The 18,344-nt window shown below is 50.7% G+C and carries 20 protein-coding genes; 3 read left to right on the plus strand and 17 right to left on the minus strand.

The genetic code is table 11. From position 1 onward, the window contains the following. Positions 1-98: 98 nt before the first annotated feature. From M493_RS16725 to M493_RS16770, 10 genes are all read right to left on the minus strand, one after another. Entirely contained in the window at positions 99-905 is an 807-nt protein-coding gene (locus tag M493_RS16725) for an alpha/beta fold hydrolase (RefSeq protein WP_235183440.1), read from the minus strand. A 283-nt stretch (positions 906-1,188) separates the two neighbouring features. Continuing rightward, entirely contained in the window at positions 1,189-1,854 is a 666-nt protein-coding gene (locus M493_RS16730; RefSeq protein WP_020961575.1) for a GntR family transcriptional regulator, read from the minus strand. A gap of 536 nt (positions 1,855-2,390) precedes the next feature. Then, the gene (locus tag M493_RS16740; protein WP_020961577.1) at positions 2,391-2,924 is read right to left on the minus strand and encodes an FAD synthetase family protein; all 534 of its coding nucleotides are present in this window, start codon (positions 2,922-2,924) and stop codon (positions 2,391-2,393) included. Between the two features lie 124 nt (positions 2,925-3,048). Beyond that, positions 3,049-4,623 carry a 4-hydroxyphenylacetate 3-hydroxylase N-terminal domain-containing protein gene (locus M493_RS16745; RefSeq protein ID WP_020961578.1) on the minus strand — a complete coding sequence of 525 codons (1,575 nt, stop codon included), beginning with the start codon at positions 4,621-4,623 and terminating at the stop codon, positions 3,049-3,051. 214 nt (positions 4,624-4,837) lie between these two features. Then, positions 4,838-5,764, minus strand: a complete 927-nt coding sequence (locus M493_RS16750) for a catechol 2,3-dioxygenase (protein ID WP_020961579.1) — start codon at positions 5,762-5,764, stop codon at positions 4,838-4,840. Between the two features lie 22 nt (positions 5,765-5,786). Further along, complete coding sequence (locus M493_RS17925) at positions 5,787-6,134, minus strand: 2Fe-2S iron-sulfur cluster-binding protein (protein WP_200865272.1); 348 nt, start codon at positions 6,132-6,134, stop codon at positions 5,787-5,789. Then, a complete protein-coding gene (locus tag M493_RS16755) occupies positions 6,106-6,615 on the minus strand; it encodes a GlcG/HbpS family heme-binding protein (RefSeq protein WP_020961580.1) in 510 nt (169 codons plus the stop codon). The genes M493_RS17925 and M493_RS16755 overlap by 29 nt, the downstream gene beginning before the upstream one ends. Positions 6,616-7,081: 466 nt before the next feature. Next, complete coding sequence (locus tag M493_RS16760; RefSeq protein WP_020961581.1) at positions 7,082-7,381, minus strand: YwdI family protein; 300 nt, start codon at positions 7,379-7,381, stop codon at positions 7,082-7,084. A 17-nt stretch (positions 7,382-7,398) separates the two neighbouring features. Continuing rightward, positions 7,399-8,088 carry a uracil-DNA glycosylase gene (locus M493_RS16765; protein WP_020961582.1) on the minus strand — a complete coding sequence of 230 codons (690 nt, stop codon included), beginning with the start codon at positions 8,086-8,088 and terminating at the stop codon, positions 7,399-7,401. A gap of 33 nt (positions 8,089-8,121) precedes the next feature. Then, the gene (locus M493_RS16770; protein ID WP_041267807.1) at positions 8,122-8,517 is read right to left on the minus strand and encodes a YkvA family protein; all 396 of its coding nucleotides are present in this window, start codon (positions 8,515-8,517) and stop codon (positions 8,122-8,124) included. A 146-nt stretch (positions 8,518-8,663) separates the two neighbouring features. Between M493_RS16770 and M493_RS16775 the strand changes: the two genes are divergently transcribed. Genes M493_RS16775 through M493_RS16785 form a run of 3 tightly spaced genes read left to right on the plus strand, consistent with a single transcriptional unit; the run spans position 8,664 to position 10,232 of the window. After that, positions 8,664-9,014, plus strand: coding sequence for an STAS domain-containing protein (locus tag M493_RS16775; RefSeq protein WP_020961584.1), 351 nt, complete (start codon positions 8,664-8,666; stop codon positions 9,012-9,014). After that, positions 9,011-9,499 carry an anti-sigma B factor RsbW gene (gene rsbW / locus M493_RS16780; protein ID WP_020961585.1) on the plus strand — a complete coding sequence of 163 codons (489 nt, stop codon included), beginning with the start codon at positions 9,011-9,013 and terminating at the stop codon, positions 9,497-9,499. Before M493_RS16775 ends, rsbW begins: the two co-directional genes overlap by 4 nt. After that, positions 9,459-10,232, plus strand: coding sequence for a sigma-70 family RNA polymerase sigma factor (locus M493_RS16785; protein WP_020961586.1), 774 nt, complete (start codon positions 9,459-9,461; stop codon positions 10,230-10,232). Before rsbW ends, M493_RS16785 begins: the two co-directional genes overlap by 41 nt. Positions 10,233-10,268: 36 nt before the next feature. Here M493_RS16785 and M493_RS16790 read toward each other — a convergent pair whose 3' ends face one another. From M493_RS16790 to M493_RS19140, 7 genes are all read right to left on the minus strand, one after another. Beyond that, positions 10,269-12,149 carry a SpoIIE family protein phosphatase gene (locus tag M493_RS16790; RefSeq protein ID WP_420480336.1) on the minus strand — a complete coding sequence of 627 codons (1,881 nt, stop codon included), beginning with the start codon at positions 12,147-12,149 and terminating at the stop codon, positions 10,269-10,271. A 245-nt stretch (positions 12,150-12,394) separates the two neighbouring features. Further along, complete coding sequence (locus tag M493_RS16795) at positions 12,395-13,030, minus strand: FMN-dependent NADH-azoreductase (RefSeq protein WP_020961588.1); 636 nt, start codon at positions 13,028-13,030, stop codon at positions 12,395-12,397. 184 nt (positions 13,031-13,214) lie between these two features. After that, the gene (locus M493_RS18760) at positions 13,215-13,364 is read right to left on the minus strand and encodes a hypothetical protein (protein ID WP_020961589.1); all 150 of its coding nucleotides are present in this window, start codon (positions 13,362-13,364) and stop codon (positions 13,215-13,217) included. 209 nt (positions 13,365-13,573) lie between these two features. Continuing rightward, positions 13,574-14,956, minus strand: a complete 1,383-nt coding sequence (locus M493_RS16805; protein WP_020961590.1) for a glycine--tRNA ligase — start codon at positions 14,954-14,956, stop codon at positions 13,574-13,576. 292 nt (positions 14,957-15,248) lie between these two features. Continuing rightward, complete coding sequence (locus M493_RS16810; protein WP_041268048.1) at positions 15,249-16,079, minus strand: glycosyltransferase family 2 protein; 831 nt, start codon at positions 16,077-16,079, stop codon at positions 15,249-15,251. 80 nt (positions 16,080-16,159) lie between these two features. Next, positions 16,160-17,356: an MFS transporter gene (locus M493_RS16815; protein WP_020961592.1), complete on the minus strand. Its 1,197-nt coding sequence runs from the start codon at positions 17,354-17,356 to the stop codon at positions 16,160-16,162. A gap of 236 nt (positions 17,357-17,592) precedes the next feature. Then, a complete protein-coding gene (locus tag M493_RS19140) occupies positions 17,593-18,315 on the minus strand; it encodes a transposase (RefSeq protein WP_420480325.1) in 723 nt (240 codons plus the stop codon). Between the last annotated feature and the right edge of the window lie 29 nt (positions 18,316-18,344).

Here is an 18,344-nt window from a genome sequence, read left to right on the forward strand (position 1 = left end):
ATAATATATTATATCGAATTTTCTAAACATGATACCACATTTGTTCGCGGACGACAAGCGTCCGGGATGTTGGCCACGATCACGAAATCTCCTGGCTATTAGATTTTATTGGTGAAAAATTGGAGAACGAGCTGGTGAAACGCATGGCGATGTTCAATTTGTGTCCAGTGGCTGCATTGGCCAAAAATGGCTAGTTTCATGTTTGGCAAATGTTGTGCTAAGTAATGGCTCGTTTCAACTGGAATAATTGGATCTTCGCGTCCATGGATGAGTAAAACTGGCTGCTCGATTCGCCGTAAGGATGCGGCTGGGACGACTAAATCATCGACATGTTGTTGCCGCGGAGACGGAAACATAGCTTCATATGAACGGCGAATTTCGGGTTGAAGGGCTGAGGCTAACCGCATTTCGGCAATCTCGCTTAATTGATCCCGCAAAAATTGATCGTCATAGGCAAACCAACGAATGATTTGCATCATAGTTTCTTTCGAAGCATCTTCGTAAAAGCCCCAAATGCGATCTAACTCTGTCGTAATTGGAAATGGCGCGCCGACCGGACCCATGAGTGTCACGCGATTGATCCGTTCAGGAATATGAAGCACTAAATGAAGGGCAACAGCTCCTCCTAACGAATTTCCTACCACATGCGTCCGCTCAATGTGTAAAGCATCCAACAGTTGTTTCAATTGTTCAATCCATATTTTCAACCAAGCCCGTGTCCCTTGTGGAGGAGAATCAGGCTTCTCACTTTTTCCAAAACCGATCAAATCGGGAGCGATGCTATAAAAACCATGCTCGCTAAAAAACGGAAGCGCATGTTGCCAATTGGAAAACGCCGTTGCTCCAGGTCCGGAACCGTGAATGAAAAGAATAGTCTCTTTTCCTTTCGGACCAGCTTCATGCAAATGCGTTTGGTACGCTCCTGTTTGGATGTAAATATCATTCATATTTTCCATATCCGTCTCCTCCATCATTGATAGTTTCCCTCTTGAAAACTATAGGCGTGGAAAGTCAAAGAAAACCGGTATTTTCCGTCAACGGATGGCCCGCTTAGAAGGATGATAAAACGAGAACCATCTGCCGGAAAATAGCGTGAAAAGGGCGGCTAGCAGATTTTTGACATACGAAACCTTTCTTTTCTTAACCCGACTTTCCACCCTAATCAGCTGTCTGTTAGACGACAACCGCCTATCCCCGTTTTTCCGACGATTTTTTGATTATGGAGAGATAGTCATGAAACGCCCGTTTCTTTTGAATGTACATCCATCTTTCCATCTCTTCTTCATTTTGCTCTTTCAATGCTTCGATCATCATCCAATGTTCTTTTTGGGATTCAACCATGCTTGCCGGTGTTTGGACAAAAATCCAACGCGACCGCGCTGATTTTTCCCATACCGTATTGACAATGCGGTACAATTCTTTCCATGATGAAAAACTGTAAAGCAATTGATGAAACTCATAATTTAATTGGGAATACTGGGCGGTGTCGTTTTGTTCAGCGCATTCATCCATTTGTTTGACAAGCTGTTCAAGTTGGGCAATGGCGTTCTCATCCACCCCTTTTACCGCCGTGCGAGCTAAAATCGGTTCTAACGCCAGCCGGATTGTAAAAAGTTCCTCCATCTCCTCGAGTCGCACCGGCGCCACCCTTGCACCGACAAACGGCGTTCTCTCGACCCATCCCTCTGCTTCCAGCCTGCGGAGAGTCTCCCGCACCGGTATTGAGCTCGTGCCCAACTCGCGGGCAAGATGATCGACGACAAGACGTTCACCGGGCGCTAACTTTCCGCTCAAAATCGCCTCCTTTAATTGCTCGTATACCCATTCCGAACGAGTTAACGGCATTCGCGCCATCAAAATAACCTCCTATATATTAACTAGGGCCATCAGGCATCCTCTTTACTATTATTTTTATTAGATATTTTATCATTTTTCGCCTCACCACCGCTAACGCTATTTTTAAAAAATTACGAACCATCCGCCTAAGCCCGAGGAATACTTTTCTCGTTGGGAATCAACGATGAACGGCAACCGTTCCGGACGAACGAAAGCAGCCCTCCATCCGGCTTCCCGGCGTTAAAAATAAAGGTTCTGTCATTCCTCCCGTTATCATGACTGAACCGGCTGTCAACAAATTGAATGAGCTCGTCTTGAATCGTATACGCGTCATTCACTGTCATTTCAGGCTACTCGGCCGTGAGCGGAGGAATGAGCTTTCACGCGCCCGCCATAGACGTTGTGCCAACTCCCGATGCCGTGCAGATGCCATTTGCTCCCCCTCCCTTCGGCTCTCGGCATGCCTCGTGAGACTCGATGGGGTGATTCGTATGGAGTTTTCATAGAACTGTTTGCATACGTCTAAACTGCCTTTGTAGTGAATCGATGACAACTTATATGATGCCTAATAGCTTCTCCGCTTCTTTCCAACGGCCTGTCGTAATGAGTGACCGAATTCTTGTGGATGAAATCACTTCGCCGGAGTCACAGCGAATCGGATCGATTGACCGAACATGAAAAACGGCGGCCAGCTCATCGATACTCCCTTCCCGATTGCGGCCAAACCGAAAGTCGCGGCCCACCCATATTTCTACGGGATGGAGTATGCGCAGTTCTTCCATAAATGACGCGGCACTACGCGTTATATAATGTTCGTTAAAACGGGCAACGATCACCTCATCGACTCCGAGCTTTTCTAAACGCTTTAGCTTCTCATCGATCGGCGTGATCATCGGCATGTTTTTTAAGTAGCATCGGGGCGGAGGATCAAACGTGTAGACGACAGCCGGAACACGAAACATGGCTGCCCGTTCAACCACTTTCCTAATCAGCGCTTGATGTCCTAAATGAACACCATCAAATGCGCCTACCGTCACTACGGATGAAGAAAGAGACAACTCATGGGGACGGTACAAACGCACAGTCATCACATCCTCTTTCCCCAGTTTGAAAGACGTTGCGAAATTGGCACAAACTATAGGACCGTATGAGCCAGATCCGCATGGACAAGACCCGAATCTGGCTCATACCCATCCGACAAACTAATGCGATTTATTTCTTGCGAATGAGGCTTACATCGTCCGGATTCACAAGATCCGGAACAGTCCACCCGTTCAGATCGTACTCCGCCATACACTGTTCAGCGAACTCTGTAAACCGTTTGGCATCGCCGTTGTTCAGCGCCAACAAAAGAACCTCAAGCCGAATATTCTCATGGTTGCCGCCGTAGTTGCGCTCATATAGTTCATGCCGGCCGCCGAATTCCGATCCGATCGCATCCCAAAGGAGCTTTAATAATTTGACGCGGCTTTCTGCATCGTATCCGTTTGATCCGCGCACATACTTTTCAAGGTAAGGACGAATCTCCGGACTCAGGAAGTCCGCCGCATGTGACGGGAGATAAATCAGTGAACTAGCCAAATCTTTCTCAATTAAATCTTTAATTTTTGGATAAGCCTCCGTCGCAAACACCCGATACGCCAAGCCGGCGGCAAGGTTCGGCAGCACATAATCCCCGGTCCAAGGTTCAGGATTCCGCACTTGAGCTTCCGACAGCGACCAGAATAGGTGACGCCAAGCCAATATTTCGCCTACCCGGGCTTGAACGCCACGGAAATCTTTGACCCCTGTCGCTTCAGTCGCCTTAAGTACGAGTCCGGCAATAAAGTCCAGTTTCACCGCCAACCTTGTCAGGCCATGGAGGGTATAGCGATTGATAAACCCGGAAAGCGGAAAGAACGCATTGACCTTCTCAATATCGCCATAGATAAAGATGTTCTCCCATGGGACAAGGACATTGTCGAAAACTAAAATCGCGTCGTTCTCGTCCAATCGGCTCGACAACGGATAATCGAACGGACTTCCTGTTGCCGCCGCCACAAACTCATAGGACGCCCGGCTGATCAATTTTACCCCCGGTGCGTTCATCGGCACGGTGAACGTCAGCGCAAATTTTTTATCTTTCACTGGAACCGGTCCATAATGGCTTACGAAATTCATATGCGTCAACGCGCTTCCCGTCGCCACAACTTTCGCACCGGACACAACCAGCCCCGCATCGGTTTCTTTCACAACATGCATAAACACATCTTTCGCTTCTTCAATCGCTTTATTCCGATCAATTGGGGGGTTTACAAGAGCATGGTTCCAAAACAATAGCTGCTCTTGCGTCTTTTTATACCACTGCTTCGCGTTTTCTTGATAAGGGGCGTAAAAATCACTGTTTGCCCCTAACGTCCCGATAAAAGCTGCTTTATAATCGGGCGATCGTCCAAGCCAACCGTACACGACACGCTGAAGTTCTGCGATCGTGTCGCGGCCCTTGATTAAATCTTCGGCGCTTTTCGCAGCGACAAAATATGGATGCGTCCATCCCCCGCTTCCCGTATCGGTCGGCACTGTCCACTTCCAGTTTTCCGGTCCGCCTTTCTCCTGATCTTCCGCATGCAGCTGATGAAGGCGATCATACCAGCGGGCAAACATCCGCGTCGCATTCCGATAAGCGGGGTGTGTCGTCACATCTTTGATTCGTTCCCCATACACATAAACTTCACGCCCATCGCGCAGGCTCTCTAAATACTCCTCCCCCGTAAAGGGGCGAACAGCCTTTTTTTGTTCGATTGCCATCCAAATCCCACCTTTCGTTTTTTGCAGCTCTTCACCTACACGTGCACTTGACGATGTAGCGGCGTTTAGATGGCCTGTCAAGCACAACCTTCGGTGAAGAGCGGGTTTGAACAGAGAAACTATTCTATTCATGTTGTGCGAGTAGAGCTCCGTATCAGGGGATGATCGTTGGAATGAATGGTGCGAAGTTTGAAAGGGAATGATTGCTCTTTGATCAAGTCGTTACGCCTGTGAAACCCTCAATCCACTCTTGGCGATGGTTAAAGTAGAAAATACCTCGGGCAAGCTGGTCGACCGTCCACTTCACGACCGGCATATCAGGATAAGCAATATAACCTCCTGTAAAGACTTCATTTCGGTTTCCTGACGGGTCAAAGTAATAGATCGTCTGTCCGCGCGTAATGCCGTGGCGTTCAGGTCCTACATCAATCGGTACATCATGTTTGGAGAACACATCTCCCGCTTTCCGTAAATCATTAAACTCATCGAGCCAAAAAGCAAAATGGTGGAGTCGTTCGTCTTTCCCTGGGATGATGGCAATATCGTGAGGAGTATTGCTTCTGAATAACCATGCAGCGATCGGCGTTTCCGACTGTTCGTTTTCCACAACTTTTTCACTCATATAAAAGTTAAGCGCCTTCATCAAAAAGTCAACAGTTTCATGAGGGCGTTCCGCCGTAATCAAAAGGTGGTCGATCCGTGGGACACCGACGCCGATCAGCCCTTCCGGCCATGGCGCGGGGTTGACTTGCGGAACCGCCTTTCCTTTATACTCCATGTCAACAAAAAGTTCCATCGTATGCCCGGAAGGAAGGCGGAAACGCAGCCCTTCACCAACTTTGTAGTTTTCACCTTTCGAAATGCGTCTAACTGATGCGCCATACCGTTGCAGCTGGATTTCTAGCCGCTCCATATCTTCGTATGTGTGCACTTTAAACGCCATTTTTTCGAGGCCGGCACGATCCGATTGGCGCAAGACGATGGAATGATGATCGTACTCGTCCCATCCTTTTAGATAAATTTCGTTTTCAGTACGGTCCGTCATTTGCAACCCCATGACTTCTACATAATGCTTCCTTGCCTCTTCGATGTCTGTCACATTCACAGAAACAAAGCCTAAACGCATAATTCCTTCTCCCATAACGAAACCTCCTTCTGTTTCATTAAATCGCTTCATCTTTCAGTCTAAATAAATGCGTGATCCGCGTTTCTTGCTTCCGTAAATAGATGGTTAGATCCGAAAGCGGCCGTGATTGGCAAGTAAGAATAAAATGCTTTTCCCGTTCTTCACTCGTGAGAGCAGCACGGGAATAAATGTCACGGTGATGCACCTCACCATCGAGCAGTTTTACTTTACAAAAGGCACAGCCTCCCCTTCGGCATCCTTGAAATGAAGGCTGACCGTCCCTGCCATAGAAATGCGTTCTCAATGTTTCCAAAATCGTTTCGTCTTCGCTTCCCGTGACCTCCTTTCCATAAGGCTCAATACGAATGGTGTATTGTTTGTTCACATGCATCACAACCTTTTTGGCATGCTGAAACCCGTTCACCCTCTGAACCGTTCGTTTCTTTTGTGCGAAGTATGTTTAGCGCCGCCCGGCCAATTTCCTCATCCTCTTCTTCCGTGCCGCCGCTGATGCCAATGGCGCCAATCACTTCGCCGTCTACCTCGATCGGAAATCCTCCCCCAAAAATAACGAGATCAGGGGTATGGGGGATCCCGTGCAACAGACGTGGATTATGTTGGATCACATCAAGCCATTCCCCCGTCGCCATTCCAAAGGCAGCCGCGCTATACGCCTTGCGCTGGGAAATTCCGATAGATAGTAGCGGAGCACCATCCATCCTGCGAAAAGCCTTTAAATGCCCGCTCTGATCAGCAATGGCCATATTGACGGCCACGCCCAGTTCCTTAGCCTTTTCTTCAGCACGGGCTAACATGGCTTCCGCTAGTTCAAGGGTAATACTTTTGATCATTTGATAGTTTTTCATCCTTCTCCCTCAACCTCATCATATCGTGTTCGGTTCACAACACCTTTCCATTCTCCCAATAAGCGGCCTTCTTTTTCTAGTTGCGCCGATATTTACGATCGTGACCACCTGACTCATACAAGCTGATACGACACGAACGCTCCCAGACAACATTTAAGCGCTTTCATAAACTACCTACGTATAATTGCAGTCGCCAAAAAACGTAAACGGATAAAAACGACGTACACACTTGCTGTGGGAAGGAGATATCGGCGCTGCTCGAACATCACCACCTTTTTTTAAATTTTCAATCTTCGTGGTTATAATATCAAATATAATATCAAATTTTAATACTGAATTTTTAAAAAACACAAAATAATATAATCAATTATGAAATTGGACTGCGGAATGGGAAGAAGGGGGTGCCCATTCACAGACAAACCCGCGGAGATAGTCGGTTATTCCGCGGGCTTTCTGCGTCTTATCCTCAAAAATCCAGCAACGACTCCCCGTTCGCCTCATCGTCAATGTCGGGGGAGCGTCCCGTGGCGGAAACGCCGCCAAGCGACAGCCCGCTCCCGACTGAAATCGGTCCGCTAATGACAAGCGGCCCTGCGGGGGCGGCTGGAGCGGACAGTTGCAGCTGGGCGGTTGGTTCGAGCATTAAGTCGCATAAGGCGCGGACAGCGGCGACATGTTCCCGCATTCGCTGCGGGTCATCGGCCGCCTTCGCCTTGCGCAATTCGTCTTCGATTTTGGCAACAACCGCTGCAAAAGGGATTGTCACGACTTTTCCCCCCTTCTTCATTCGGCGCGGGCGCCGATGTTCTCAATTTGCCAGTCAATCGGTTCGCGCCCGTGCTCGGTTAAAAAGGTGTTCGTCCGCGAAAACGGGCGGTGGCCGAAAAAGCCGCGCGCGGCGGAAAACGGGCTCGGGTGCGGCGCTTCAATAATGAGATGGCGCGGATTTGTAATCCGTTCTTTTTTCTCCTGTGCGTTCCGGCCCCAAAGCAAAAAGACGACGGGATCGTCCTTTTCATTGACGAGCTCAATGACGCGGTCGGTGAAATATTCCCACCCTTTGCCGCGGTGGGAGTTCGCCTGCCCACGGCGGACCGTCAGCACCGTGTTTAACAATAACACGCCCTGCTCGGCCCATTTGACAAGATAGCCGTTATCCGGTATGTAGCAGCCAAGATCGTCATGCAGCTCTTTAAAAATATTCACTAACGACGGCGGCACCGGCACGCCCGGCTTGACGGAAAAACTAAGCCCGTGCGCCTGCCCCGGGCCGTGATACGGATCTTGCCCGAGCAACACAACTTTGACGTTCGCGTACGGTGTATAGTGAAGGGCGTTGAAAATATCGTGCATATCGGGATAAATCGTCCGCGTCCGGTATTCTTCCTTTAAAAACCCACGCAGCTTTACGTAGTACGGCTTTTGAAACTCCTCGTCAAGCAGCGGAGCCCAGTCGTTTTGTAAAATCGGCATCACAGCCACTCCTTTGGCACTGACTTTTTCCTTTTATAATGTACCAAATCCAAGCCGAGAAAGAAACCAACGCAGCAACCAAACCGCAAGCCATACATATAACAAGATGATCAACGCACCGGCGGTCCAGTTCGTTGGTTTTCCGTTTTGGATCAATTTCTCAGCCCGCACGCGATGTTCAGCCGCCACATCGTGAGGCAGCCATTTCAATGCCAAATAAATCCCAAGCGGCACAAGCACGAGATCATCGATATACCCTAGGATAGGAATGAAGTCCGGGATGAAATCGACCGGACTGAACGCATAAGCAGCGACACAAAGCATAAACAGACGCAGCCAAACGGAAACGCGCCGGTCGCGGCAAGCGGAATAGAGGACAAAAATTTCCTTTTTCAACCTCCCGGCCCATCGTTTCCACTTTTCCATCATCATTTCTCCTTTTCATTCGACATCTCCCTGTTTCAACAAGTATAAAATATGGGTAGATAAAATGTAAACGCCAAAAGCCGGACAAGCGAGGCTGTTGGCAAGAACGCATCAGCAGAATATCCATTACGCACACTGAGGTGAAGAGAATGGACAGGAAACGATTCCACCTTGTTCACGACGAACAGCCGGATCGACATGTTATATACATAAAAGGAGAGCTTGATTTAGCGGCAGCCGAACAGTTCCGACGCGCTGTCGAACCGCTCGCCGACGATGCGGCGAAACTGCTTGTCATCCGCTTAGAGGAATTGACGTACATTGATAGCACCGGCATCGGCATGTTTGTCGCGCTGTTGAAAACGAGAAAAAAGCAAGGGGCGCCGTTTGCCATTGAAAACGTGCCGCCGAAGGTGCAGCGCTTGTTTGATTTGACTGGGGTATCCTACTTTTTTTCCGAAACGAACGCTACGACAGAAAGGATCGGAGGCCAATCATGAAAGAGCACGAAACCGTCGTACAGCTATCGATTCCGGCCGATGCACAGTTCATCGATATCGCGCGTTTGACGTTATACGGACTAGCCGCTAAGATGGGGTTTTCGTATGAAGAGATTGAGGATATGAAAGTCGCTGTTTCGGAAGCCTGCAATAACGCCGTTTTGCATGCGTACAACGGAAAAAGCGGAATGATTCATCTCCGTTTTGAAATGGGCGACGATGCCCTGACGATCGTTATTAAAGATGAAGGCAAAGGATTTGATTACAAACAGGCGGCGAAACGAGCGGTCCCACTGTCCGTTATGCCGCTTGAAGACGTCAAAGTCGGCGGTCTTGGTCTCTTTTTAATGGAAGCACTCATGGATGACGTGAGTGTCAACACAACGGACGGGACCGAAGTCCGCCTGACGAAATTCCGCCATCATGGCGAAGGAGAGCATGCCCATGAATGTATATCCTCCTCCTCTGTCCAAGAGCAAGCTTGACGCCCTCATTTCCGCTTATCAACGGACAAAGACGGAAGAGGCAGCGACAGCGCTGCTCGTTCGCTTCGAGCCGCTCATTGCAGCCGCGGCAAAAAAGATGGCGCGCAGCCGCCCCGATTTTTACGAAGACTTATTTCAAGTCGGACGGTTATCGTTTTTGCGCCTTCTTGATCATTACGACCCGAACCAAGGAACAAGCTTTGAATCGTACGCGATGAAAAGCTTGATCGGCTATATGAAAAACTATTTGCGCGACAAGGCGTGGTATATCCAAGTGCCGCGCAGAGTAAAGGAAAAAGGAAGCAAAGTGCAAAAAGCCATCGATGAGCTGACCGTCACGCTCGAGCGGTCACCAAACATCGAGGAGATCGCCAACCATTTAGGTTTATCGGTCGAGGAAACGATAGAAATTTTAGCCGGCCGCGACCATTATCAGGCGATTTCACTCGATGCCCCGGTGCAAGACGGAGAAAAAGATGCGACGACCATCGGCGAATTTCTTGCCGACGACACGAACGAGTTCGAAACATTGATTGAGCGGCTTGATTTGGAGGAAGCCATCGGCAAGCTGAACGAACAAGAACGGATTGTCATTGACGCGGTGTTCCACCGCGGAGAAACGCAGCGTTCGCTCGCCGAACGGCTCGGCGTCTCCCAGATGACAATCAGCCGCATTCAAAAACGCGCCATTGAAAAGCTGAAGCGGCAGTTGGCCACTGCCTACCCGTCGTAACAGCCAAACACGCCGCCGTTGCCGACTGGATCGGCATCAGCGGCGGCGCAACAACAATAACGTCTGATCGTCTTTTTGTTCGTATTGGTGGTACGCCTTGACTTGCTCGTACAAATCACGGACAATCTGCCCGGCCGGCTGGTTCAAATTGACTTGGGCGACCATAGAGGTGAGGACAGAAAAGCCATCGGCCTCTTCCTCTCCGCGCTTTTCGGTCACTCCGTCCGTGTGCAACAACACAAAGTCGCCCGGTTCGAGCACAACCGATTTGGTTTCAAACGAAAATTGCGGAAACAAGCCGAGCGCACATCCTTTTGCGTGAAGCGGCACGTATTGTTTCGTTTTCGCCCGGTATAGAAGCGCCGGCTCATGCCCGGCGCACGCGTACGAAAACGTGTGTGTTTTTTCATTATAATTGCCGACAAACATCGTCACAAACATCGACGGTTCCGTATAGTCATAGGCGAACCGGTTCAACAAATCAAGGTACACATGCGGCTGCGTCCCGTAATGAACGGTCCGGTCTAAAATAAACTTCATCAATGTCATGAGCATGGCGGCGGGAACGCCTTTTCCCGACACATCGGCAATGCCGACAGACACTGATGTTTGGTGGACGGAAAAATGATAAAAATCGCCGCTTAATACCCGGGCGGGAACGCTGAGGACGCCGATATCAACATAGGACGGCAAGTTCGCTTCCGAAGACGTCTGCAAGAGCGTCCGCTGCATATTCGCTGCGAGCGACAGTTCAAAATCAAGCTGTTCACGCTCGCGTTCGAGCCGCTCCTTCTCTTTTTTCTCCGTCATGTCACGCAACACAGCGACAAGCCCCGTCAGCGCACCATTTTCTATCACAGGCGCCAACGTGTAGCCGACCGGCAGGCACACGCCGTCATGACGGCGGAACGGTTCTTCCTCGACGCGGATGACTTCACCGCTTTTGAGCCGTTTAACGACGCGGCGCAGCTGCTTCCAATCCCATGTATCCCCGTTTGGCCCAGCGAGCGAAACAAAGGAAAATAACGGCTTTCCTTTCGCTTCTTCGGGGACGACCCCGATCAGCCGGCCTGCTTCCGGGTTCATCCAAACGATTTGCCCGTCCCGGTCTAACATCATTAACCCTTCACCAAGGGCGTTCGCCATCATTTCCAGCTGCTGTTCGTGCTGCTTCAGCTCCACATACGGTTTTTCGATCGTTTCCACATACATAGCGCGTACGACATACAAAAAGCCGGCCACTTCGTACAGCTGCCCCCACAGCACATGCCCATTACCGAACATAAGCAACACTTGGCCAAAGGCAAACAGCAGCAAAGCCATCAACCAGTATAACAGTGAGGGGGATCCCCCGTGCCGATAGCGGCGCCATACAAGCGCACCCGCTGCCGCATCAAGCAAACCGATTGCCCCTTCTCCTACCTGCCACCAAAGCGGCCAGCGGCTCATCCCATTTTCCAACCAAAGCGGCGCCGCAAAATGGATGAATAAACCGACCGCTACTGTATAAGCAAAGGCCGCTAAAAACGCCTGCCAGCGTTGGCCGCTGCGCCGCTCCATCACCTCGTCCAGACGCGAAAATAAAAAGAGCAGCCCCCAAGCGATCGTAAAGCGGGCGGCGAGCGAAAACAATGAAACCTCGCCGGCGTCCGCGAATGAGAGAAGGAAATGAAACGAAAACAGCGCCCCTGAGGAGAAAAACAGTGCCCCCATCACAAGCCGCTCCATCGAAAGCGTATGGGGGAACACGGCCCATCCTTGCACGGCGACAAGCCAACAGACGACAACCGCAGCGAGCCCTAAAGCAAGATGAGTAGAATGATAGAAACCGGGTGAAAAAGAGAGTCGCCCTGCAGCGAATAAAAGCAAGCCAAACAGCATGGCAGCCAACGCTGCCGCTGTGCCGTGCAGGCGCATTAGTCGATTTTGTTCATGTTCGTCCACAAACGGTGAACCTCCACTCTTCGTTTATATGGTTTATTATACCATACGTCACCCGACTGGCGTATACGAACGTCACCGCACTTTTCCGTTCCGTTTGGCTTGAATAACAAAAAGGGACGTTCTCCGAATGGAGAATGTCCCTAGTTTGACTGCCGGCCATGTCCCACGCAATATTTTCTGCCGCAGTGGAATGGGAAAACAAATTGTGCCTCTTTCGATCAAAATGTGTGAGCCAAGTCTTTGGCCCGGGCAACGGCATTCGCTTTAATTTCTTCCGCTTTTTCCGGCACGGCCGCATGCCCTTCGACAAATAGACCTTCAAATGATGGCACGCCGAAAAACTGCATGATAACCCCTAAATAGCGGTGTCCCATTTCCATTTGTGCCGCCGGTCCTTCCGAATAAAACCCGCCGCGCGCCTGAATGTGGAGTGCTTTTTTATCAGTAAGCAACCCGACCGGCCCTTGTTCTGTATATTTGAACGTTTTACCGGCCACCGCCACGGCGTCAATGTATGCTTTTAATACCGGTGGGAAAGAAAAGTTCCACATCGGTGTGACGAACACATATTTGTCAGCGGAAATAAACTGCTCGCACAGCTCGTTCATCCGCCCGACTTTTGCTTTTTCTTCGTCGGATAATTCCTCAAACGATGTTCCGGAGCGAAGTTTGCCCCAGCCGCTGAACACGTCGACATCGATTTCCGGGATATACTCTTTATATAAATCGAGGTGAATGACTTCATGGTCCGGATGCACTTGTTTGTACGTGTCGATAAACGCTTTTCCGACCGCCATGCTGTACGATTGTGTATCGTCGTGAGGATGGGCGGTGATGTACAATACTTTCGTCATGATGCATACTCCCTTTCGCGATAATTTCAGCATTTTAGTATTTGCTGTTTGCAAAAACGACATACACTTACTTTTAATTCAAATATCTTTAACAAGAGATAATTATATAAGGACGACGCGGGCTTGGCAACCAATTTGACCGCAAAAAAAAAATTGCCCTTGAGGCAATTTGCGTACAGGTCGGCTATTCGCTTTGTTCAACCGCAAATGGGTTGCCGCTGATTTGTTTTCTTATCTCATCCGTAAGCGTAAACGGTTCGTTTGTAACGGCGTTTTCATTAGCATCGCCAGGTTGATGACCGCTGCCATCGTAGTAGATCGGTTTTCCTTCCATGATGGTTACCCCCTCGATTTGTATGGGATACAAGAACTAGTCTACACTTCTATTTTACCATTTATTCAATGGAAATTCGACGTTTTTTTGAAATTTTCCCTATAAAAGCGATTCCATTTCCACACCCCTTCCCTATCATCTGTCTACCTGTTTGCCGAAAAAACTAATAAAAAAACCGGGGCTTCATGAATACCCCGGCGTTTGTTTCATCAAAAGGAAATTTTTTCATCTAAAAAGGCTTTGAGCTCCCCAATCGGCAACCGCACTTGTTCCATTGTGTCACGGTCGCGTACGGTGACTTGGCCGTCTTGTTCAGATTCGAAATCGTACGTGATGCAAAACGGCGTGCCGATTTCATCTTGGCGGCGATACCGTTTGCCGATGGAACCCGTTTCGTCGTAATCCACCATAAAATGCTTCGCTAACTGTTCATAAATGCCGCGCGCTCCATCAGCAAGCTTTTTCGACAGCGGCAAGACGGCCGCTTTATACGGCGCGAGCGCCGGATGCAAACGCATGACCGTCCGGGTTGTGCCGTCTTCGAGCTCTTCCTCGTCATAGGCGTCAATCATAAACGCGAGCGTGACGCGGTCGGCGCCAAGCGACGGCTCAATGCAGTACGGGATGTAGCGCTCGTTCGTCTCTTGGTCGAGATAATGGAAATCCTCGCCGGAGTATTCCATATGCCGCTTCAAATCGTAATCCGTACGCGACGCGATGCCCCACAGCTCGCCCCAGCCGAACGGGAACTGGTACTCGATGTCGGTCGTGGCGTTGCTGTAGTGGGACAATTCTTCTTTCGTATGGTCGCGCAGGCGGATGTTGTCCTCCTTCATGCCAAGCGACAGCAGCCACTCCTTGCAAAATTGCTTCCAATAGTCAAACCATTGCAGTTCTTCACCGGGCTTGCAGAAAAACTCGAGCTCCATTTGTTCGAACTCGCGCGTGCGGAACGTGAAGTTGCCCGGCGTAATCTCGTTGCGGAAGCTTTTGCCGATTTGCGCGATGCCAAACGGCAGCTTTTTGCGCATCGTGCGCTGGACGTTTTTGAAATTGACGAAAATGCCTTGCGCCGTCTCCGGGCGCAAATAAATTTCGTTGGCGCTCGACTCGGTGACGCCTTGATACGTTTTAAACATTAAGTTGAACTGGCGCACGTTCGTAAAGTCGCGGCTGCCGCATTCCGGACAGGCGATGTCATGTTCGCGGATGAGCTCTTCCATTTTCGCAAGCGGCAACCCGTCAACGACCATCTCAATTCCTTTTTCTTCAAGCGCCTGCTCAATCAGCTTGTCGGCGCGGTGGCGCGCTTTGCACTGTTTGCAGTCGACCATCGGGTCATTGAAATTGCCTAAATGGCCGGATGCTTCCCACGTTCTTGGATTCATCAAAATGGCAGCGTCGAGGCCGACGTTGTACGGCGACTCTTGGACGAACTTTTTCCACCACGCCCGTTTCATGTTGTTTTTCAGCTCGACGCCAAGCGGGCCATAATCCCACGTGTTCGCCAGCCCACCGTAAATTTCCGACCCCGGAAAAACGAAGCCGCGATGCTTGGCGTGGGCGACGATTTCTTCCATTGTCGCAACCATCTTATTCATCCTCCTCCATTGATCATCGTCATAACAATGAAAAACGCCCTCGCCCCTAGGCCTTGCGCCTAGGGACGAGAGCGTAGCTCCCGCGGTTCCACCCTAGTTGATGCGCCAAACGCGCACCCTCTTTTTCCTATTCCGCTCCGGACTGCCGTTTCATTAACCGTCTTCACCGGGCTTCCACCACCCCCCGGCTCGCTTTGGAAGAGAGGGTTAACTACTATTGATCCGTCATCGCGATCCGTTATACGATTTTGTTCACTATCATAGCAAACTAAAAAGACCTATGTCAATGGTCGCTGGCATTTTTTTGCGCCCAAAACCGCGACACGACCGGCTGTCCGTCCCAGATGACTTCGCTTTTCGCCCGGCGCTTCGCCACCTCCGGCTCATCAAGCAAAAGCCAAAAGTTTTTCACCGGCAAATCGCCGAGCCCGTGCTTCTCGCACAGCCGCCGCAAATAGGCGCGCCGCTTGTCGTCGAGCTGTCGCGACACGTTGTCGCCGTCCGCGCTGAACGCGTATAAAACGGTCGCCGCCGCGACGCGGGTGACGCGACAGGCGGCCGCCGCGCGCAAAAAGAAGTCCCAGTCCCAATAATGGTGAACAGACGGGTCAAAATAGCCGATGTTGTCATGAAGCGCCTTCCGATAAACACTCCCGGACGGCACATACGTCGAAAACGTCCGCATCGCCTCAAGATCGCATTCATAGGCAAACAAAAAGCGGGACGCTGGGATGCGCTGGTGATGTTCCACCCGGTACTCGACGATTTCCGCATCGGCATAGGCAAAATCGGCGTCACGAAGCGCTGTGACCATCCGCTCGAGATGGCATGGCAACACTAAATCATCGTCGTCGCAAAGCATGATGAGGTCGCCGCGCGCCTCTTGGACGCCGATGTTGCGGGCTGCGACTTGCCCCCGGTTGCCGCCGCTGTCAAGGAGGCGGATGGCAAGCTCCGGGTACAGAGCAATGACGTCATGAACCGGGGCGCCGCCGTCGTTGACAATGACGACCTCAAAATGGCGGTACGTCTGCCGGCTTAACGCCTCAAGCAGCTCGGCGAGCGGATAAGGGCGATTGTACGTCGGGATGACGACTGATACGAACGGGTGCAACCAATCCACCGCCTCTCTTCGTTTCCCCAACAAAAAAGGGCTTACCCTTAAGGTATCGCCCCCATGTTTCGTTTGTCAACTTAGGCGAGCTCTTGCTGCTTCGTCTCTTTGCCAAGGACGGCGACGGCGAGAACAGCAACGAGAACGGACAGGCAGAACAAGGTGAAGATCGCGGCGACCGGCACTCCTTGCGCGACAAGCGAGCCGACCAACAGCGGGCCGAAAATGCCGCCGATGCGGCCAAACGCCGCCGCCATGCCCGCCCCTGTCGCGCGGATCGACGTCGGATACTGCTCCGGCGTGTAAGCGTACAGCGCCCCCCAGGCGCCAAGGTTGAAAAACGACAGGAACATGCCGGACGCCATCAGCCCGATGAGCGACTCGGCTGTGCCGAAAAAGTAGGCGCTCGCTGCCGTGCCAAGCAAATACGTGATCAAGACAAACTTCCGCCCCGCCCGCTCGATCAGCCATGCGGCGCTGAAATAACCCGGCAGCTGAGCGAGTGTCATGATGAGTACATACTCAAAGCTTTTAATTAAGCTGAATCCCTTCATCACCATAACGCTCGGCAGCCATAAAAACATGCCGTAATACGAAAAGACGACGCAAAACCAAAGAAGCCAAAGCATGACCGTCTCTTTCCGGTACGGAGCGGACCATACGTTGACAATGTTCCTCCATACCGTTTCTTCTTTTCTTGCGGCCGCAAACCGCGGCGAATCAGGCAGGCGGAGCCGCAAATAAATGGCGTACAGCGCCGGAATGGCCGCCAGCCAAAGGGCCGTTCTCCAACCGTACGCCGGAATGACAAAATAGGAAATCACCGCCGCCAACAGCCAGCCGCCCGCCCAAAAGCTCTCGAGCAGCACGACAACCCGGCCGCGATCGGCCGCCGGCACCGCTTCCGAGACGAGCGTCGACGCGACCGGCAACTCGCCGCCAAGCCCCATGCCGATCAAAAAGCGAAGCGCCAAAAACGCCGCCAACGTCGTCGTGAGCGCCGACAGCCCGCTGCCAAGGGAAAACAATAACAACGTCAAAATAAAGACGTTTTTTCGGCCGATCCGGTCCGCAAGCAATCCGAACACGAGCGCCCCGACCGCCATGCCGATCGAGTTGATGCTGCCGATCCAGCCGACTTGCCCGGCCGTCAAGTTCCAATCTTTTTGCAAGGCGGCCATCAAAAACGACAACATGCCGACATCCATCGCATCAAACAGCCAGCCGAGGCCGGCAATGCCTAACAGCTTGCGCTGCGAAATCGCGGTTTGGTTCATGTGTATCCCTCTGTCATTATTAGTGTCAAGACACATTTTCATTATAAAAGAAGATCGATTGCCTGTAAATCAGTATGTTTCCCTTTTTCTCTTTACCATAATTCACCTTTTCTCATCAATATTTCCTGAATGTCATTCACAATCACTAAACAAAATGTCGATAAAATTCAAGCAAAAATAGTGTACCCACACTTTTCCATACAAGTTCGACAACGGCTAGGCAAACAAAATGCCTCTCATCCCTTGATACAAAAGGGATCAGAGGCATTTGAACACACTTTAGGCGTGTATCCAAGGGCAAGGATGGATGCCCATAATCTTCGGAGTAGGCTCCCAACCCTAGAGCCGCAAAGACTTGTGTTTGTTTGGCTGTCAGTTCGATCCGATGATGCGGGTCGCCGTTTTTGAAGAAAAGTGTCCAAGCGCTTCCACGTCTTAACCATTGTGGTCCGATCGGAAAGCGTGGGGTGATATGAGGATTCAGACGCGGAATCCACTTGAAGTCGAGCCCGCAAAACATAAGTACTCGGCGTGCCTCGAAAGGATTTTATACAACCCCTCTCCGAATGATTGAACAGATACGAAAGTAGCATCAAGCGAAGCAACTGTTTCGGGTCGACGGCTGGACGGCCGGTGTTGTCAGTGTATAATGAAGCTACCCAGTCGTAAATAGCAGAAAAATCAACGGCTTCGTTGATTTGGTACAGGACATGGTTTTGGGAAACTAATTCTTCCTTATCAATGACTTGAAACAGCTGTAGCTGATTCGTAGAGGTTTTGGGGCTTTCATGATTACTCACGCTTTGTTCCAAGATTCTTTTTTCGCCCCCCCTAGATCCCCTTGGTATTGTCAAAAGTTTATCCTCCACACTCACGGTTTTCCCTTGAGTTTCAACGGTCGGAAGAAAAAAAGCTTGCCACCCCCATTGTTTTGGGCCATCATTGAGGTAACCACACACTCAACAGCCAAAACAAAGAAGGAGTGACA

Origin of the sequence: Geobacillus genomosp. 3, from assembly GCF_000445995.2 — a bacterium.
GTDB lineage: Bacteria > Bacillota > Bacilli > Bacillales > Anoxybacillaceae > Geobacillus.